Consider the following 17,378-nt stretch of genomic DNA (forward strand, 5'->3'; position numbering starts at 1 on the left):
AAACGGGGAAACACACTGGTCTGAAATCCCAGCCTGACACTTCTCAAGCAGCCAAAAAAACGCCCGCACGAAGCGGGCGTTAAGTTATTGAGGCAGGTTTCATACAGGCAAGAAACCTATCGAGCAGTGCATCCTTTATAAGCAATTCCACGCCTTCGTCCAAGCTAAAAGTTTGATAATATGAAAAATCATCACTACGGTGAATCCTAACAAAATAAGGCCAGAGCAGGATTGTTTCCAAAATGAGCCCGGATTTTCTCCGACCGTTTCGACCACTTGCGGCGGGAATCGCCAGCATTTTCATGATCTCGTCCGCCCATGCAGAATCGTCTCATGGCATAGCTATGTATGGAGACCCGGCCCTACCACCGGATTTTGTGTCCCTACCCTATGCCAACCCCGATGCGCCCAAAGGCGGCAAAGTCGTTTTCGGAAATACTGGCGGCTATAACAGCCTGAACCCGTTTTTGCAAAAAGGCACCTCGCCCTGGCAATTGCCATTTTGGACCCATGAAAGCCTGATGGGGCGATCCTGGGACGAACCTTTCACACTTTACGGGCTGTTAGCCGAATCAGTTGAGACGGCTCCCGACCGGTCATGGGTTGAATTTACCCTGCGGGAAGAGGCCCGGTTTTCCGACGGCAGCCCGGTCACGATTGACGACGTGATCTGGTCATACGAGACGCTCGGCACTCAGGGGCATCTGCGCTATCGCGGTTTTTGGGACAAAATCGACAGGATCGAACAGACCGGCCCGCGTTCGGTTCGGATTACTTTCAACGTGCCGGATCGCGAACTTGCCCTGCTCGCAGGGATGCGTCCGGTCCTCCAAAAGGCGCAGTGGAAGGACAAGAAATTTGCCGACGCCGCCTTGCACGATGTCCCAATCGGAACCGGCCCCTATGTGATCGAAAGCTACGAGGCGGGGCGCTATGTGAACCTTCGTCGCAACCCTGAGTATTGGGGGCAGGATATCCCGTTCCGTCGCGGCACCATGAATCTGGATGAAATGCGGATCGAGTTCTACGGCGACGGCAGCGTCCTGTTCGAGGCCTTCAAAGCCGGCGAGCTATCAGCGGTGCGTGAGTTCAACGGCGACAAATGGGACACGCAATACAGCTTCCCCGCCGTTCAACGCGGCGATGTCATCAAGACCGAGATCCCGCATGGCAAACCGTCAGGCATGACCGGGTTCGTGATGAATACCCGCAAAGCCCCGTTCGACGACTGGCGCGTTCGCGAGGCCATGACGCTGGCCTTCAACTTCGAGTTCATCAACGACACGATCACTGGTGGGGCGCAGCCAAGGATCACGTCCTACTTTTCAGGCTCGGACCTGGCCATGCAGCCCGGACCGGCCCAAGGGCAGGTAAAAGCCCTGCTGGAACCCTTTGCCTCGGATCTGATCCCCGGCACGCTGGAAGGGTATGAACTGCCGAAGGGCGACGGTTCAGCCCGCAACCGCGCAAATATTCGCAAAGCCACCAAACTGTTGACCGAAGCGGGTTGGACCGTTCAGGACGGAGTCTTGCGCAACACGAATGGTGACCCGTTCAAAATGACGGTCTTGCTGCAGCAGGGTGACAGCGAGATGGCGTCGGTGGTCGAGATTTATTCCCGCGCTCTGGAACGGCTTGGCATTCAGGTTACGACGGAACAGGTCGACAACGCGCAGTATGTCGGGCGCACTGGGGAACTGGATTTTGATGTTACGCCTTTCCGGCGTGCTCTTTCACTGTCTCCCGGCAATGAACAGCGTTTGTATTGGGGAAGCGAGAACGCGGACACACCCGGCACACGCAACCTGATGGGCGTGGCCTCGCCCGCTGTTGATGCGATGATTGACGCCATGCTTGCCTCGGAAACACGTGAAGATTTCACCGCGGCAACCCGCGCGCTTGACCGGGTTCTGACGGCCGGTCGCTATGTCATCCCGATCTGGAGTTTTGATGTCGGGCGGATTGCCCACATACGCGAGCTCAGGTTCCCCGACACTGTGCCAATCTATGGCGATGGACCGCAATACATGCCGGAAGTGTGGTGGTACGTCGCCGGGTAGTCACATGAACATCAGGGCAGCCGGGTTTTGTACAACACCGGCTGTTCACCGCGGAGTGTTGGCGGACGCCTTGAAATACACGATTCCTTTGCTCTTCCTGCCCGATTGGCCCATGAAAACCACGCCTGTCGGCGGAAATCAGCACATTGCCATCACATTCAGGTATACGTTTGGCCACGACAAATCGCAGCACCACATGCAGGCCATATCGGACGCCGGATGATCCCATGAGACGGGCCTTCGGCCTGCTTTGGCCAACACTAAAAGCTACATTGAATCGAAATATTTAGACGTAGCCCAAAGATCGAGATCGCCTTTACAATCTGCTCGCCGGGATTTCCCGGTGCCGCAACAAACAGGTCTCCTGATCCGTAGGTACTTTGAATAATTTCAAGCCCGCCGCCCTGTTGCGGCAGCTATTGCAGAGGCACAATCTTGTAAAAGGAATGCAGTGACATGCTGCGACATTTTGTCATGTCTTCCCTTACGGCACCCATTACGTACCCTAAGGAGGGGAGAGCAGTCCTAATCGCTACATAAGGAAAGCTCATACATGATGAACTGGACGGATTTGACACAAGACTGGAATGCGGCCTACGCACGTGCAAAGCGGCGTTTTCCGAATTTGCGTGACCAAGACATGATGCGCGTATCACAAGATCGTAAAGGGTTCGAAGCCTATCTGGCCGAGCGTCACCAGTTAACCATGAACGAAGCTCATGAAGAGGTCGAAGACTTCCTGTTCACCGAAGGCCTGAACAGAGAATTCTGCCGCGCGTCGCTAAGCAAGTGATGTGACCCAAAGGATTGTCGCGTCTTCGTCACTGACGGAGATTACGTTATGGCCCATGCTGCCATCGTAATAGGCGCTGTCACCCCTGCGCATTTCGACCGGCTCATAAAACTCGGTATAGAGCCGGACAACACCGGTTAGAACATACATGAACTCTTCGCCATCGTGGCGCACCCAGCCGTCGAATTCGTCCATGGACCGTGCCCGAACCCGCGCGCGGTAGGGCAGCATGTGTTTCTTGGTCAGGGTTTCGGCCAGCAACTCATGCTCGTAGGTCGTTGTCGCGTGGGCCGCCCCTTCGCCCATCCGGGTAATCGCCATCCGTCCGATGACCTGGTCCCGCTGCGGCGGTGTGAAAAGCTGAGGAACCGAGATTTCCAACCCAACCGCAAGCTTTTTGAGCGCGTCATAGGTAGGTGACATCTGCCCGTTCTCAATCTTGCTGAGCGTCGAACGGGCCAAACCGGCCTGACTGGCGGCCTGCTCCAGCGTCCATTTCCGCGCTTTTCGCAATTCGCGCACGCGCGCGCCAAGGTCCAGCGGTTCAACTTCGGTGTGATCGCCGGAATCGCGGGCAATTCGGATCAGGGATTTGGGATCTTGGGTGCTCATGCCATTCTCTATAGGCTTGGCCAGCCGCGCTTGCAACGCGCCAGACACCGCGTTAGCCAATGGCCATGTTATCTGTCTTCGATCAGGGGGCGCCCGCGCCCTGCCCTGCACCCTTCAATCTGGCAGCGCACGTCCTTGGCCGCGCGGATCAGGTCCCTGATAAAGTGGCTTTGTCGGTATTAATGCCCCACGGCGCGCTGGACTGGACCTATCGCGACCTGCAATCCGCCGTACTGGGCACTGGCGCAGGATTGCTGCAAGCAGGTCTGACACCCGGCGAAATCGTTCTGATGCGGCTCGGCAATACGGTGGATTTCCCGATTGCCTATCTGGGGGCGATTTCAGTGGGTATCATTCCGGTGCCCACATCGTCGCAACTGACGGAACCCGAAACCGCCAGAATGATCGACGATCTGTCCCCAGCCGCGGTTCTTCGTGATCCCGCTGTCTCATGCGCGCCTCATCCCAGACAGATCGAGTTGGATGAACTGAAGGCTATGCACCATTTGCCCCCTGCCAGCTTTGAACTGGGCGACCCCGAGCGTATGGCATATGTCGTCTACACCTCGGGAACGTCGGGCAGTCCGCGTGCCGTGGCCCACGCGCATCGGGCAATCTGGGCGCGGCAGATGATGGTCGATGGCTGGTATGGTCTGCGCGCGTCCGATCGGCTGTGTCACGCCGGAGCGTTCAACTGGACCTATACACTTGGCACCGGGTTGATGGACCCGTGGACCATCGGCGCAACCGCCTTGATCCCGGAACCGGGCACGGACATCACCGCCCTGCCTGCTCTGCTCCACCAGCATCGTGCAACCATCTTTGCGGCGGCACCAGGGGTCTTTCGCAAATTGGTGCAAGAGTATGAGCAAATCAGCTTACCTGACCTGCGCCACGGTTTATGCGCTGGGGAAAAGCTTTCGCGCGCTCTGCACGAGAAATGGCTAAGCGCCACCGGTACGGAACTGTTCGAAGCCTACGGCATGTCCGAATGCTCGACTTTCATATCCTCAAGCCCGGCCCACCCCGCGCTCGGCGACGCATTGGGGCACCCGCAACCGGGTCGTCGCGTGGCCATTCTGGGCCCGGACGGCCCGGTGCCGCAGGGGCAAGAAGGTACCATCGCCATTCATCGGTCTGACCCCGGATTGTTGCTGACCTACCTCAACGCACCCGATGAAGTTGAAACCCGGATGCAGGGCGAATGGTTCCTGACCGGAGATCAGGGGGCAATGGCAGTGGACGGCCAGGTCAGTTATCTGGGCCGGGACGACGACATGATGAATGCCGGTGGTTACCGCGTATCCCCGGTCGAGGTCGAAGCCGCCCTGTCCCGTTTTCCCGGTATCACGCAGGTCGGTGCAGCTGCGGTCGAGGTCAAACCGGACACATTTGTGATAGCAGCCTTCTATACCGGCCCGGAAAAGCTGGACGATGCGGCCTTGCGCGCCTATGTCGAGGCAAACCTGGCACGTTATAAACAACCACGCGCCTTCATCCACCTGTCTGCGCTACCAACCGGCGGCAATGGCAAACTCCTGCGCCGGGCGTTGCCGGCCTATTTCGAGGCACCAGCCACATGACCCAGACCGTCAAGCTCGACATCCTGTCCGATCCGATCTGTCCGTGGTGCTATATCGGTAAAACGCATCTCGACAAAGCACTGGCCAATGTGCCGGACCACCCTTTTGTCATCGAATGGCATCCGTTTCAGTTGAACCCTGATATGCCGGACGCAGGTATGGATCGTCGCGAATATCTGGAACGCAAGTTCGGCGGCAAAGATGGTGCCGTGCGTGCTTATGCGCCGGTGGTTGAACATGCTGAAAGCGCCGGTCTGAAGATTGACTTTGAAGGCATGAAACGCACACCTAATACACTGGATGCACATCGCCTGATCCATTGGGCGGGGATCGAAGGCAAACAGAATGCCGTTGTGGATGCGCTGTTCGATGCCTATTTTGTTCAGGCCCGAGACATCGGCGACCCCGAAGTCCTGTCCGACATCGCAGACAGTGCCGGAATGGACGCCGCAGTGGTCATGAAGCTGTTGAAATCCGACGCCGACCGCGAGGATATTCGCAACCGTGATACTCATTCTCGCGAAATGGGCGTCAGTTCGGTCCCGACCTATATTGTTGCCAATCAACATGCCGTTCCGGGTGCTCAACCACCTGAAATGTGGGAGAAAGTGATCGCCGAAATTATGTCTCAACTTGAGGCTTCCCCCGCAGAATAGCACAGAGGTCTGTGCGAATTTCCAGTCTGGTCTAACCTGACTCACCATGATAGCGCGAACAGGTTAGGAGTGCTTCATGGCCAACCGCATGTCGAAGGCGGAATTCATTGCGCTGATCGCAATGATGTTCGCCACTATCGCGTTTTCGATCGATTCAATGCTGCCTGCCCTGCCCGAAATCGGCGCGCAGCTCAGCCCCGATGATGTCAATCGCGCCCAACTGATTCTGACGTCCTTCGTTCTGGGAATGGGTATCGGTACATTCTTTACTGGCCCGCTATCGGATGCGCTGGGACGCAAGCCGGTGATCTTTTGCGGCGCGCTATTGTACATTGCGGCTTCGGCTGTTGCCTGGGCCAGTTCTTCGCTGGAACTGGTGCTGATTGCGCGCGTTGTACAGGGTCTGGGCGCTGCCGGACCACGTGTGGTGGCAATGGCCATCATCCGTGACCTGTATTCAGGCCGGGAAATGGCGCGCATCATCTCAATCGCTATGATGATCTTCACTTTGGTACCAGCAGCGGCCCCGATGCTGGGCGCTGGTGTTATCGCCCTTTTCGGCTGGCGCGGGATATTCATGTCCTTTATCCTGTTCGCGCTGTTCGTCCTTTTTTGGGTGAGTACACGACTGCCCGAGTCCCTGGCCGTCGAGAACCGCCGCCCCTTTCGCCTGCCCCTGATGATTGCGGCCGTGAACGAAATGTTTGCCCATCCCACCGTGCGCTTGTCTATCTTCGTGCAGACCTTGTGCATGGGGACCTTGTTCACCATGCTGACTATGGTGCAACCGGTCTATGATGTGATCCATGATCGGGCCGACAGCTTTCCCTTCTGGTTCGGATTTGTCGCCCTGATGTCAGGTTCGGCCAGCCTTTTGAACGCGGCTTTGGTAGTGCGCGTCGGGATGCGCCGGATGGTCACATTCGCCTTCGGCGCGCAGATAGCCATCACGTCTGTCGTCATCATCCTGAACATGGCGAACCTTTCGCCCGATATGTCATTTGCCCTGTTTGTCTTCTGGCAGACGATGGTCTTTTTCATGGCTGGTGTAACCATCGGCAATCTGAATGCCATTGCCATGGAGCCCATGGGCCACATCGCAGGCATGGCCGCTTCAGTTGTCGGGTCGATCTCAACAGTAATGGCTGCAGCAATCGCCGCGCCGATCGGGCTTCTGTTCAACGGATCCATCGCGCCGTTGACAATTGGCATTCTGAGTATGTGCGTGCTGTCGTTTGGCCTGATGATCCACATGGGTCGCATCGAAGAACGGCTGCCAGCCTGACCTGTGAATCTCGGGTGAAACACGCTATCCTACCCCGAACTTAGGGGGAGGAACTGTGATGAACGATTACTACGATCTGGGCAGCTATTCCTGCCCGGTTTCCACTTCCAGCCCCGAAGCTCAGCTGTGGTTCGACCGCGGGCTGAACTGGACATACGGCTACAATCACGAAGAGGCGGTAGCCTGTTTTCAACGCGCGGCCGAGCATGATCCGAATTGCGCAATGGCCCATTGGGGTGTCGCCTATGCAGCCGGTCCCAATTACAACCTCCCGTGGGACCTGCTGGATGAGAAGGGTCAGGAAGAAGCGCTGGCACAGGCTTACGACGCGATGCAAAAAGCCCTTGGTCTGCTCGCAGGGTGCACTGCCGTCGAACAGGCCCTGATTCAGGCCCTGCTTGCGCGTTACCCGCAACGTGATCCGGTTCAGGACATGCACCAATGGGACCACGGTTTTGCCGAAGCGATGCGCGCGGCATTTGCGGCGCACCCGGACCACCTCGACTTGCGTACCATCTATGTCGAAGCGCTGCTGAACCTGACGCCATGGAAGATGTGGGATCTGAAAACGGGCCAACCCGCCCAGGGCGCGGCAACGAAGGAAGCGCAAGATGCGCTTGAATGGGCCATGGCGAACGATCCGGCTGCGATGTCACACCCGGGCCTGCTGCACCTCTATGTTCATCTGATGGAGATGTCTCCAACACCAGAAAAAGCCCTGAAAGCAGGGGATGTCCTTCGCACATTGGTTCCAGATGCAGGCCACTTGGTACATATGCCGACACATATCGATGTGCTCTGCGGACATTACCACAACGTTGTGCACTGGAACGAAAAAGCCTCGGAAGCCGACCTGAAATATTACGAACGCGAAGGCGCGTTCAACATTTACACAGGCTATCGCCAGCACAATTATCACTTTGCCATCTACGGTGCGCTTTTTCTTGGACAGATGGAACCGGCCCTACGTGCCAATCAGGGATTGTGGGATACAACACCCGAAGAATTGCTGCGCATCGAAAGCCCCCCGATGGCCGATTACTTCGAAAGCTACATGTCCATGGGCCCTCACATCCTGATCCGGTTTGGCCGCTGGGACGAGGCTAAGGCACTGGAACTGCCCTCAGACCCAGACCTGTTCCGCACCCTGACGGCCACGACACACTACGCGCGCGCCATCGCTCATGCAGCAACCGGTGAAATCGCCAATGCCGAGGCCGAAGAAAATCTGTTTCTTGCCGCCAAAGAATGCGTTCCGGAAACACGTAGGCTGCACAACAACCGTGTGATTGACCTGCTGGAAATTGCGCGGGAAATGCTGCGCGGTGAGATCGAGTACCGCAAGGGCAACTTTGAAATCGCGTTTGCCCATCTGCGCCGCTCGGTCGAGCTGGACGATACTTTGCCCTATGACGAACCCTGGGGATGGATGCAGCCCACCCGCCACGCGCTTGGGGCGCTTCTTTACGAACAAGGACGGCTGGCCGTAGCTGAAGACGCCTATCGTGAAGATCTGGGCTTGGGCGGTACGTTAAGTCGCGCCTCGATACATCCTGACAACGTCTGGAGTTTGAAGGGCCTTTACGATTGCCTCAAGGCACGCAGCGAACAGGTCGAAGTCCTGCAGATCAAACAACGGCTTGACCTGGCATTGGCCCGTGCCGACCGCATGGTGGCTGCGTCCTGCTTCTGCGCGCAGGCGGCAATGCGTAGCTAAAGTGTCCTGATCGTGCTGACGCACGATGCCTCCGGCGGGGATATTTTTAGCCAGATGAAGCAGGGATCCGCTTCTTCATCTGGCCATATATATCCCGGGGGAGATGCGCGGAACGCGCAGCGGGGGCAGAGCCCCCTCTCACATCTCAACCTGCTTTGACCTTTTTTGCGCCGCGACCACTTTTTCAGCGAGATCCCGGGCAATTGCAAAAGCCCCTTTGATCTTGTCATTGTCTTTTTTCCAGTCCCGGCGCACGACGATCTTGTTGTCTTTGACCTTGGCCATACCACGTTGATTTTGAATGAACTCAACCAGTCCCTGCGGCGAGGCGAATTTGTCATTGTGGAACTGGATGGTCGCACCTTTCGGCCCACCGTCGAGCTTTGCGATCCCGGCGCGTTTACACATGGCCTTGATCCGCACAACCAGCATCAAGGTATTCACCTCTTTCGGCAATTTGCCAAAACGGTCGATCAATTCCGCAGCAAAGCCCTCCAGTTCGACCTTTGTCGACAGTGACGACAGGCGGCGATAGAGCCCCAAGCGCACATCCAGATCTGGTACATAGTTCTCAGGGATCAGAACCGGCACACCCAGATTGATCTGCGGAGCCCATTGATCGTCCGCATCCGACAACCCCTCCATCTCGCCGGCTTTGATCTTGGCAATCGCCTCTTCCAGCATGGATTGGTAAAGCTCATAGCCCACATCGCGCATCTGGCCGGATTGTTCTTCACCCAACAGGTTGCCCGCACCACGAATGTCAAGATCCTGCGAGGCCAGAGTGAACCCGGCCCCCAACGTGTCCAGCGAGCCCAGAACACGCAGGCGTTTTTCGGCGGCAGCGGTCAGTTTTTGGCGCGGTTTGGTGGTCAGGTAAGCATAGGCACGGGTTTTCGAGCGCCCAACGCGACCCCGGATCTGATAGAGCTGGGCAAGGCCAAACATGTCCGCACGGTGCACGACCATCGTGTTTGCGGTCGGGATGTCCAGCCCGCTTTCGACAATGGTTGTGGCCAGCAGCACGTCGAATTTCCCGTCATAAAACGCGTTCATCCGATCATCGAGCTCACCCGCTGCCATCTGGCCATGGGCAACCACGTAAGTGAGCTCAGGCAGTTGATTTTTCAGAAATTCTTCGATCTCAGGCAGGTCCGAGATGCGCGGTACAACATAGAAACTCTGCCCCCCACGATAGTGTTCACGCAGCAGCGCTTCTCGGATTGTAACGGCATCGAACTCGCTGACATAGGTACGGATCGCCAGTCGGTCGATTGGAGGCGTGCCGATAATCGACAAATCGCGCACGCCGGTCAACGACAGTTGCAGCGTTCGCGGGATCGGTGTCGCGGTCAGGGTCAGCACGTGAATGTCTGAGCGCAGCTGTTTCAGCCGTTCCTTATGACCCACGCCAAAATGCTGTTCCTCGTCGATGATCAGAAGCCCCAAATTGTTGAACCGTATGTTCTTGGCCAAAAGCGCGTGCGTTCCGATCACGATGTCCACTGTCCCGCGGGCCAGACCGTCACGGGTTTGCTGGGCTTCTTTCGCCGAAACAAAGCGTGACAATTGCCGGACCTCCAGCGGGAACCCCCGAAAGCGTTCCCTGAAACTCGCGGCATGCTGGCGGGCCAGCAGGGTCGTGGGTGCCACAACCGCAACCTGAACGCCCGACATGGCGGCGACAAATGCGGCACGCATGGCAACCTCGGTCTTTCCAAATCCGACATCACCGCAGATCAGACGATCCATCGGCGCGCCGGAATGGATGTCCTCCATCACATCCGAGATCGCCCGCAACTGGTCTTCGGTTTCCTGATATGGGAATCGCGCGCTGAATTCCTCCCACGCGTGGGGCGGTGGATCCATGACCGGGGCTTTACGTAATGCACGTTCAGCGGCGATGCGGATCAGCTTATCCGCCATCTCGCGGATGCGCTCTTTCAGCTTGGCCTTCTTTGCCTGCCATGCACCGCCACCCAGACGGTCCAGCAGACCTTCGTCGTGGCCGTATTTCGACAGCAATTCTATGTTTTCGACCGGCAGGTACAGCTTTGCCTGCTCGGCATATTCCAGTAACAGGCATTCATGGGCGGCACCGGCTGCGGTGACGACCTCCATTCCCATGTAACGACCTATACCGTGATCCACGTGAACAACCAGATCACCGGGGCTGAGCGATTGGGTTTCGGTCAGAAAGTTCTCGGACTTGCGGCGCTTTTTGGGCTGACGGATCAGCCGGTCGCCCAGCACATCCTGTTCAGCAATCACCGTTAGATCAGGAGTTTCGAACCCGTGCTCCAACGCCCAGACGGCAAGGTGCAAGCCGCGTTTTCCAATGCGGGTGCCGTTGGCCACATGTATCGCCTCGGCCAGCCCTTCGTCTTCGATCAAGCCGGTCAGGCGTTCCCGCGCGCCATCGGAATATGAGGCGATCAGTACCGGTCCTTTGTCGAGCTTTGCAGTGATGTGACTGGCCAAAGCGCCGAACAGGCTGATGCTTTCCTGCTGGCGTTCCGGCGCAAAGTTGCGCCCGATGCGTCCACCCGCGTCGATGACACCGGGGCCAGAGGCTTGCGGCAGCGGGCTGAACTGCAAAACCCGACGATCCGCGACAGCCGCCTCCCAGGCGGTATCGTCAAGATACAACAACTCCGGAGGTGTGGGTTTATAGACCGTGTCCATGCGGGATCGGTTTTCCAGCGCCAGTCGCCGGGTTTCGTACTGATCGGCAATCGTATCCCAACGCGCCAGACGCGCGGGCGTCACCTGATCATCGACAGTGATCACCGCATCCGGCAAGTAGTCGAACAGTGTCTCAAGTTTTTCGTGGAAGAACGGCAGCCAGTGTTCGATCCCCTGATGTTTGCGGCCTGCGCTTACGGCCTCATACAAAGGGTCATCCGTACCGGCGGCACCAAACTCGATGCGATAGTTCTGACGGAACCGGGTTATGGCGGCCTCGTCCAGGATGACTTCGGACACCGGTGCAAGTTCAACGATGTCCAGCTTTTCGGTTGTTCGCTGGGACGCTGGATCAAAGCGGCGCGCACCGTCCAGAACGTCACCGAACAGATCCAGTCGTACCGGGCCCGCCTCTCCCGGAGGGAAGATGTCGATGATGCCTCCACGGATGGCATAATCGCCGGGTTCCATTACCGTTGGACTTTGGGTGAACCCCATGCGCACCAGAAAGTTTCGCAGCGCGGTATCATCTATGCGATGGCCAACTCGGGCGGTAAACGCCGCCTCTCGCAAAACCTCCCGTGCCGGGACGCGTTGGGTCGCGGCGTTCAGCGTGGTCAGTAATACATACTGTTGGGGCATCTGGTGGACCAGCGCCGCCAGAGTTGCGACGCGCGCCGCCGAGATATCCGCATTAGGCGAGACCCGGTCATAAGGAAGGCAATCCCAACCCGGAAACACAAAGACAGGCATCTGAGGCGCAAAAAACGCCAGTGCAGCGCGCATCGCTTCCATCCGCTTGTCATCGCGTGCGACATGGGCCACCGGCCCCGTGCTGCGGGCGATCTCGTTCAGCACCAGCTGCGCGTCAAACCCTTCGGGGGCGCCGCCAACTGTCACGTGGTTCGGAGCCTTCATCGCCTCGCCTTTCAGAATCTTCTATCCCAGAACGCCAATCGAAAGGTTCTGATACATGCCCCAGAACGAAGTGACCAGTATCGAGATCATGCCGATGATCTGGGTATACAGACGGCAGCGGGAAATCGTTTTCGAGACAGTTTCGAGTGTCAATTCCCGCCGCCGGAGACGCCTTGCATGCACGATATTCATCAAAAGCACCAAGGTCAGTGGGAACAAAAGCAAAAACAGGGCCTGCGCGAATTCGACATCATAATAAAACCCAAGCGTGGCCATCCCGGTGAACAGAAAACACCCAAACGCCAAAAGGATGGTGCCAGACATGTCGACGATCAGCAGAATCCGATTTGTATGGATGCGAACGATGTCGAGCAGATCGGTTTCGACCTGACCTCCGATCCGGCGGGCACGAACAACCAGATCATATGGGATGCCCATCACCCAGTGGCTGGCCGACGACCAGAGTACCGCCAGTACGATCCAGAACCACAGATTCGAAAAGCTGCGCATGTCGATGAGTTCAAAGATCGAAGAGTACCAGTCCAAACCCAACCCTTTATTCGCACTACTCAGGGGGGTTCCATCTAGGCGCGCGTCCATTGATACCCTTGAGACCTTTGTGAATTCATGCCACCCAATGCACGAATGTTCAAGGAGAACGCGCCATGAAACCGACCATTGCCCCATTTCCCATGACCCGCTTTCGCCGAGCCCGTCAATCACAGGCAATTCGTGCGCTGGTGCGTGAGAACACTCTGACAACGGATGACCTGATCTGGCCGGTTTTCGTGCGCGATGGCGAAGGTATTGAAGAGCCCGTGCCCTCGATGCCTGGTGTGGTTCGCAGATCGGTTGACCTGATTGCCAAAGCGGCGGTCGAGGCCCAGGCCCTTGGGATTCCTGCAATTTGCATCTTTCCCTACACCGACCCTGCGCTGAAAACCGAAGACTGCGCCGAGGCATGGAACCCCGACAACCTGTCCAACCGGGCCATCCGGGCAATCAAGGCGGCGGCCCCAGACGTCGCCGTAATGACGGATGTGGCGCTTGACCCGTATAACATCAACGGCCACGACGGATATGTCGTTGACGGAGAAATCGTGAACGACCAGACCGTCGAGGCGCTGGTAAAGATGACGCTGGCACAGGCAGACGCCGGTGCGGATATCATCGGCCCGTCGGATATGATGGACGGCCGGATCGGGGAAATGCGTCGCGCGCTGGAACGTGCGGGCCATCACAACGTGATGATCCTCAGCTATGCCGCCAAATATGCCAGTGCGTTCTACGGACCCTTCCGCGACGCGGTCGGTGCATCGGGGGCCCTGACGGGCGACAAAAAGACCTACCAGATGGACCCCGCGAACTCGGACGAGGCCCTGCGCCTGATCGAACGCGATCTGACTGAAGGCGCCGATATGGTGATGATCAAGCCGGGCATGCCTTATCTGGATATCTGCCGCCGCGTGAAAGACAATTTCGGTGCGCCGACATATGCCTATCAGGTATCGGGCGAATACGCGATGATTCAGGCTGCAGCCCAGAACGGCTGGATCGATGGCGAGAAGGTGATGCTGGAAAGCCTTCTGGCCTTCAAACGCGCCGGATGCGATGGAATTCTGACCTATTTCTCTCCTCAGGTTGCGCGCATCCTGCAGGGATAAAGCCCGCAAGTTTCGCGATATTTCGCCGATAAGATTTCCCGATCGGGCAGCTTTCCCGTGACACATCGCCCTGATCGGCGTATCCTTGCCGCCAAGACCGGGATCACCCGGCATTTCAGGCACAGTTACAGAGATAAAAAACCATGAGCAGTTCCAATTCCCCCCGACTGAATCGTCGCGGCTTTGCCTTGGGCATGGCAGGTCTGAGCTTGACCGCCGCCTGTGGCAACGGCGTCGGCAATTCCAACGCAGCAACAATCGATGCCCGTGTCGACGCCACGCTGACCGAGATGTACAGCCGCTATCCCAACACGGTTGAAATTGCGAACAAGGCCAACGGCATGCTGGTCATGCCGCTGATTACCGAAGCCGGTTTCGTGTTCGGTGGCGGTTACGGCCGCGGCGCGCTGCGCATCAGCGGTGCAACAGTTGACTTCTACTCGGCGGTCAAGGGCACGGCCGGGCTACAGATCGGCGCGCAGCAATATGCGCATGTCCTGTTTTTCATGACCGAAGACGCCCTGAACGATTTCCGTCGTTCCAGTGGTTGGACAGCCGGAGCAGATATTGGCTATGTGGTCAGCGATCAGGGCGATTCCGTGTCGACAGACACAACGACATTGCGATCGCCCGTTCTGGCTGCCATCTTCGGACAGGCTGGGCTTCAGATCGGTGCGACCGTGGAAGGCACGAAATATACCCGAATTATCCCATAATTCGGGCTTCCCACTTCTTCTGACAAACCCCATCACAGCGGAATGCTGCGGTGGGGTGTTTGTTTTCATCCTTTCCGCGCAGGTTCTCGCCGCGTTCCTCTTTCGGTTGGACCCGCCATCCACTAATCTCCGCGCAACCTTCATGTACTAGAATTTGGGGCAGTAATGGGTCTTGTTTTCCGCTGGCTGGTGCGCATCGTGTCGGGTCTGATCATGCTGATCCTCGCCGCAATGGGCCTTGTCTATTTTCTGGCCAGCCAATCCCTGCCGGATTATGACCAGAAACTCGAAGTCAACGGGTTGACCGCTCCGGTTGAGATCGTGCGCGACACCGCCAATGTGCCGCACATACTGGGCCAAAATGACCCAGATGTGTTTTTCGGTCTTGGATATGCCCACGCGCAGGATCGATTGTGGCAGATGACGGTCATGCGCCGCACCGCGCAGGGCCGCTTGTCCGAAATCTTTGGACCACGCACCCTTCGCGTCGACAAGCTTTTGCGCCGGCTGGATCTGTACGGCCTTGCCCATCGCTCGGTCGAGGTACAGGACGACTATACCAAGGCTGCCCTTCGTGCTTATGCGGCCGGAGTCAACGCACGCCTGACCGAGATCAACGACGAGGCCTTGGGGCGCGGCGCGCCTGAGATGTTCCTGTTCAATGCACCCGTCTCGCCCTGGCAACCGGGAGACAGTATCGCCGTGATCAAGCTTATGGCGCTGCAGCTGTCCGGTCACCTGACCGACGAGGTTCTGCGGGCGCGTACGTCTTTGATGCTGAGCAATCCTGACAGGCTGGCAGATATTCTGCCCGATGTTCCCGGCCCCGGCATTGCTGCGTTGCCTGAATATGCTTCGCTGTTTCCCAACCTTCCACGCTATGCCGCTGGTACGAGTTTTCCTGAAACGCTGCTGTCACCCCTTCCCAAACGCGGGCTGGCGGGGGCATCAAACGCCTGGACTGCTGCGCCTTCGCGCTCGGCAAGCGGTGGAACATTACTGGCCAACGACCCGCATCTCGGCTTCACAGCACCCGGCGTGTGGTATCTGGCGCATCTTGGTCTGGAAAAGGGAAGCGTTATTGGGGCCTCGATCCCTGGTATTCCCGCAATCATGACCGGCCGCAGTGACCGGTTGGGTTGGGGGGTGACGTCATCCTATCTTGACGATCAGGACATTCATATTGAGCAGCTGAACCCGGAAAACCCCGAAGAATACCTGACCCCGGATGGCTATAAGGAATTCCAGACCCGTCCTTCGATCATTGAAATCAAGGGGGAAGCTCCGGTTACACTGACGCTGCGCTGGACTGAAAACGGGCCCGTGTTGCCCGGTACGGATTACAAGCTGGAAACCATCACACCGCCGGGCCATGTTGCGTCTTTGTCCTGGACGGCGCTCAGCCCGCAAGACACTTCGATGACGGCGTCCATGGCCCTGATGAACGCAGACAACGTGCAGGACGCCGTAACCGTGGCGCGGCAATTCATTGCGCCCTCGCAAAACCTGTCACTGGTCGACAAAACGACAATAGGGATGAAACTGATTGGCGCCATGCCCCGGCGTGATCTGCAAAACCAAAGCCGCGGACGCATTCCGACACCCGGCTGGATCGAAGCAAACCGCTGGCAAGGCCGCCTGCCCTACGCCAACAACCCGGAATTCGTGGCCCCTGCCGGTGGCGTTCTGGGCAACACCAACAACAAGATCATCGACCGCCCGTTCCCGGATCATGTGTCCTACGAGTGGGGTGACACTCAGCGCGTACATCGCTGGGAACGCCTGATGCAATCGCGTGAGGTGCATACCCGCGACAGTTTCATTGAGGCGCAACTGGATACGGTCAGTTTCACCGCGCGCTCTCTGCTGCCGCTGATCGGTGCTGACCTTTGGTACACCGGTGCCTCGGCCCCTGAAGGGACGCCCGAGCGGCAGCGCCAGATTGCGCTGTCGCTGCTGGCGGACTGGAACGGCGAGATGAACGAGCACCTGCCCGAACCGCTGATCTATGCAGCCTGGGTGCGGGCGCTTCAGATCCGCCTGATTTCGGACGAGCTTGGGCCGCTGGCCAGCGAATTCAAACATGTCGAGCCCCTGTTCATCGAACGGGTCTATCGTGACATTGATGGCGCCGGTGTCTGGTGCGATGTACGACAAAGCGCGCCGGTTGAAACCTGTACCGAAATGGCACGACTTGCGCTGGATGACGCGCTGATCTGGATCACCGAACGCTACGGCAGCGCACTGGAATCCCTGCGCTGGGGTGATGCCCATCAGGCGACCCACGACCACCCGGTTCTGGGGAACGTGCCTATACTTCGGTATTTTGTGAACATTCGCCAATCGACCAGTGGCGGCGACAACACCTTGCTGCGCGGGCGCACGTCGGGCGAAGGGCTCGACCCGTTTCAGAATGTGCACGGGGCCGGGTATCGCGGTGTGTATGACTTTGCCGATCCCAACAGCTCGGTCTTTATCACCGCTACCGGCCAATCGGGCCATTTCCTGTCGCGTTATTACGACGATCAGGCGCAGCTGTGGCGGCGTGGCGAATATATTCCCATGTCGCTGGACCTTGACCTTGCCCGCGCCGCTGCTGTCGGAGTGACCAATCTGATCCCACGCTAAGCAACGGGGTTTCGGCGAGTCCCCGCCCCTTTTTGTCCGGACCGTGGACGCCACGCGGCAG

General features: G+C 57.9%; 12 protein-coding genes. 9 read left to right on the forward strand and 3 right to left on the reverse strand.

Going from position 1 to position 17,378, the window contains the following annotated elements; genetic code table 11:
* The first annotated feature begins 242 nt into the window (after window positions 1-242).
* Both ACR3FC_RS02115 and ACR3FC_RS02120 read left to right on the forward strand, forming a co-directional pair.
* Entirely contained in the window at window positions 243-2,060 is a 1,818-nt protein-coding gene (locus ACR3FC_RS02115; protein WP_480473032.1) for an extracellular solute-binding protein, read from the forward strand.
* A gap of 553 nt (window positions 2,061-2,613) precedes the next feature.
* Complete coding sequence (locus ACR3FC_RS02120) at window positions 2,614-2,853, forward strand: hypothetical protein (protein ID WP_480473034.1); 240 nt, start codon at window positions 2,614-2,616, stop codon at window positions 2,851-2,853.
* Here the strand turns inward: ACR3FC_RS02120 and ACR3FC_RS02125 are convergent.
* A complete protein-coding gene (locus tag ACR3FC_RS02125) occupies window positions 2,842-3,465 on the reverse strand; it encodes a helix-turn-helix domain-containing protein (RefSeq protein WP_209503779.1) in 624 nt (207 codons plus the stop codon). The genes ACR3FC_RS02120 and ACR3FC_RS02125 overlap by 12 nt on opposite strands.
* A gap of 65 nt (window positions 3,466-3,530) precedes the next feature.
* Here ACR3FC_RS02125 and ACR3FC_RS02130 point away from each other — a divergent pair, with 65 nt between their 5' ends.
* The 4 genes from ACR3FC_RS02130 (at window position 3,531) to ACR3FC_RS02145 (ending at window position 8,706) form a co-directional block, all read left to right on the forward strand.
* Window positions 3,531-5,048, forward strand: a complete 1,518-nt coding sequence (locus tag ACR3FC_RS02130) for a class I adenylate-forming enzyme family protein (RefSeq protein ID WP_480473036.1) — start codon at window positions 3,531-3,533, stop codon at window positions 5,046-5,048.
* Complete coding sequence (locus ACR3FC_RS02135) at window positions 5,045-5,704, forward strand: DsbA family oxidoreductase (RefSeq protein ID WP_480473038.1); 660 nt, start codon at window positions 5,045-5,047, stop codon at window positions 5,702-5,704. The genes ACR3FC_RS02130 and ACR3FC_RS02135 overlap by 4 nt, the downstream gene beginning before the upstream one ends.
* A gap of 76 nt (window positions 5,705-5,780) precedes the next feature.
* On the forward strand, window positions 5,781-6,989 hold the full coding sequence (locus ACR3FC_RS02140; RefSeq protein ID WP_480473040.1) for a multidrug effflux MFS transporter: 1,209 nt from the start codon (window positions 5,781-5,783) through the stop codon (window positions 6,987-6,989).
* A gap of 58 nt (window positions 6,990-7,047) precedes the next feature.
* A complete protein-coding gene (locus tag ACR3FC_RS02145; RefSeq protein ID WP_480473042.1) occupies window positions 7,048-8,706 on the forward strand; it encodes a tetratricopeptide repeat protein in 1,659 nt (552 codons plus the stop codon).
* A gap of 138 nt (window positions 8,707-8,844) precedes the next feature.
* Here the strand turns inward: ACR3FC_RS02145 and mfd are convergent, their stop codons facing one another.
* Both mfd and ACR3FC_RS02155 read right to left on the reverse strand, forming a co-directional pair.
* Entirely contained in the window at window positions 8,845-12,309 is a 3,465-nt protein-coding gene (mfd, locus tag ACR3FC_RS02150) for a transcription-repair coupling factor (protein WP_480473044.1), read from the reverse strand.
* Window positions 12,310-12,330: 21 nt separating this feature from the next.
* Window positions 12,331-12,855 carry a component of SufBCD complex gene (locus ACR3FC_RS02155; RefSeq protein ID WP_480473046.1) on the reverse strand — a complete coding sequence of 175 codons (525 nt, stop codon included), beginning with the start codon at window positions 12,853-12,855 and terminating at the stop codon, window positions 12,331-12,333.
* 119 nt (window positions 12,856-12,974) lie between these two features.
* Here ACR3FC_RS02155 and hemB point away from each other — a divergent pair, with 119 nt between their 5' ends.
* The 3 genes from hemB to ACR3FC_RS02170 all read left to right on the forward strand — a co-directional run bounded on the left by hemB (window position 12,975) and on the right by ACR3FC_RS02170 (window position 17,317).
* Window positions 12,975-13,973, forward strand: coding sequence for a porphobilinogen synthase (gene hemB, locus ACR3FC_RS02160; protein WP_480473048.1), 999 nt, complete (start codon window positions 12,975-12,977; stop codon window positions 13,971-13,973).
* A 143-nt stretch (window positions 13,974-14,116) separates the two neighbouring features.
* Complete coding sequence (locus tag ACR3FC_RS02165; protein ID WP_480473050.1) at window positions 14,117-14,689, forward strand: lipid-binding SYLF domain-containing protein; 573 nt, start codon at window positions 14,117-14,119, stop codon at window positions 14,687-14,689.
* A 165-nt stretch (window positions 14,690-14,854) separates the two neighbouring features.
* Window positions 14,855-17,317, forward strand: a complete 2,463-nt coding sequence (locus ACR3FC_RS02170; protein WP_480473052.1) for a penicillin acylase family protein — start codon at window positions 14,855-14,857, stop codon at window positions 17,315-17,317.
* Window positions 17,318-17,378: the final 61 nt, after the last annotated feature.

It is taken from the genome of Ruegeria sp. AF3 (assembly GCF_056536285.1).

Coding starts and splice junctions, on each gene's coding strand:
- ACR3FC_RS02115 (WP_480473032.1), top strand. CDS start 243: ATGAGCCCGGATTTTCTCCGACCGTTTCGACCACTTGCGGCGGGAATC.
- ACR3FC_RS02120 (WP_480473034.1), top strand. CDS start 2,614: ATGATGAACTGGACGGATTTGACACAAGACTGGAATGCGGCCTACGCA.
- ACR3FC_RS02125 (WP_209503779.1), bottom strand. CDS start 3,465: ATGAGCACCCAAGATCCCAAATCCCTGATCCGAATTGCCCGCGATTCC.
- ACR3FC_RS02130 (WP_480473036.1), top strand. CDS start 3,531: ATGTTATCTGTCTTCGATCAGGGGGCGCCCGCGCCCTGCCCTGCACCC.
- ACR3FC_RS02135 (WP_480473038.1), top strand. CDS start 5,045: ATGACCCAGACCGTCAAGCTCGACATCCTGTCCGATCCGATCTGTCCG.
- ACR3FC_RS02140 (WP_480473040.1), top strand. CDS start 5,781: ATGGCCAACCGCATGTCGAAGGCGGAATTCATTGCGCTGATCGCAATG.
- ACR3FC_RS02145 (WP_480473042.1), top strand. CDS start 7,048: ATGAACGATTACTACGATCTGGGCAGCTATTCCTGCCCGGTTTCCACT.
- mfd (WP_480473044.1), bottom strand. CDS start 12,309: ATGAAGGCTCCGAACCACGTGACAGTTGGCGGCGCCCCCGAAGGGTTT.
- hemB (WP_480473048.1), top strand. CDS start 12,975: ATGAAACCGACCATTGCCCCATTTCCCATGACCCGCTTTCGCCGAGCC.
- ACR3FC_RS02165 (WP_480473050.1), top strand. CDS start 14,117: ATGAGCAGTTCCAATTCCCCCCGACTGAATCGTCGCGGCTTTGCCTTG.
- ACR3FC_RS02170 (WP_480473052.1), top strand. CDS start 14,855: ATGGGTCTTGTTTTCCGCTGGCTGGTGCGCATCGTGTCGGGTCTGATC.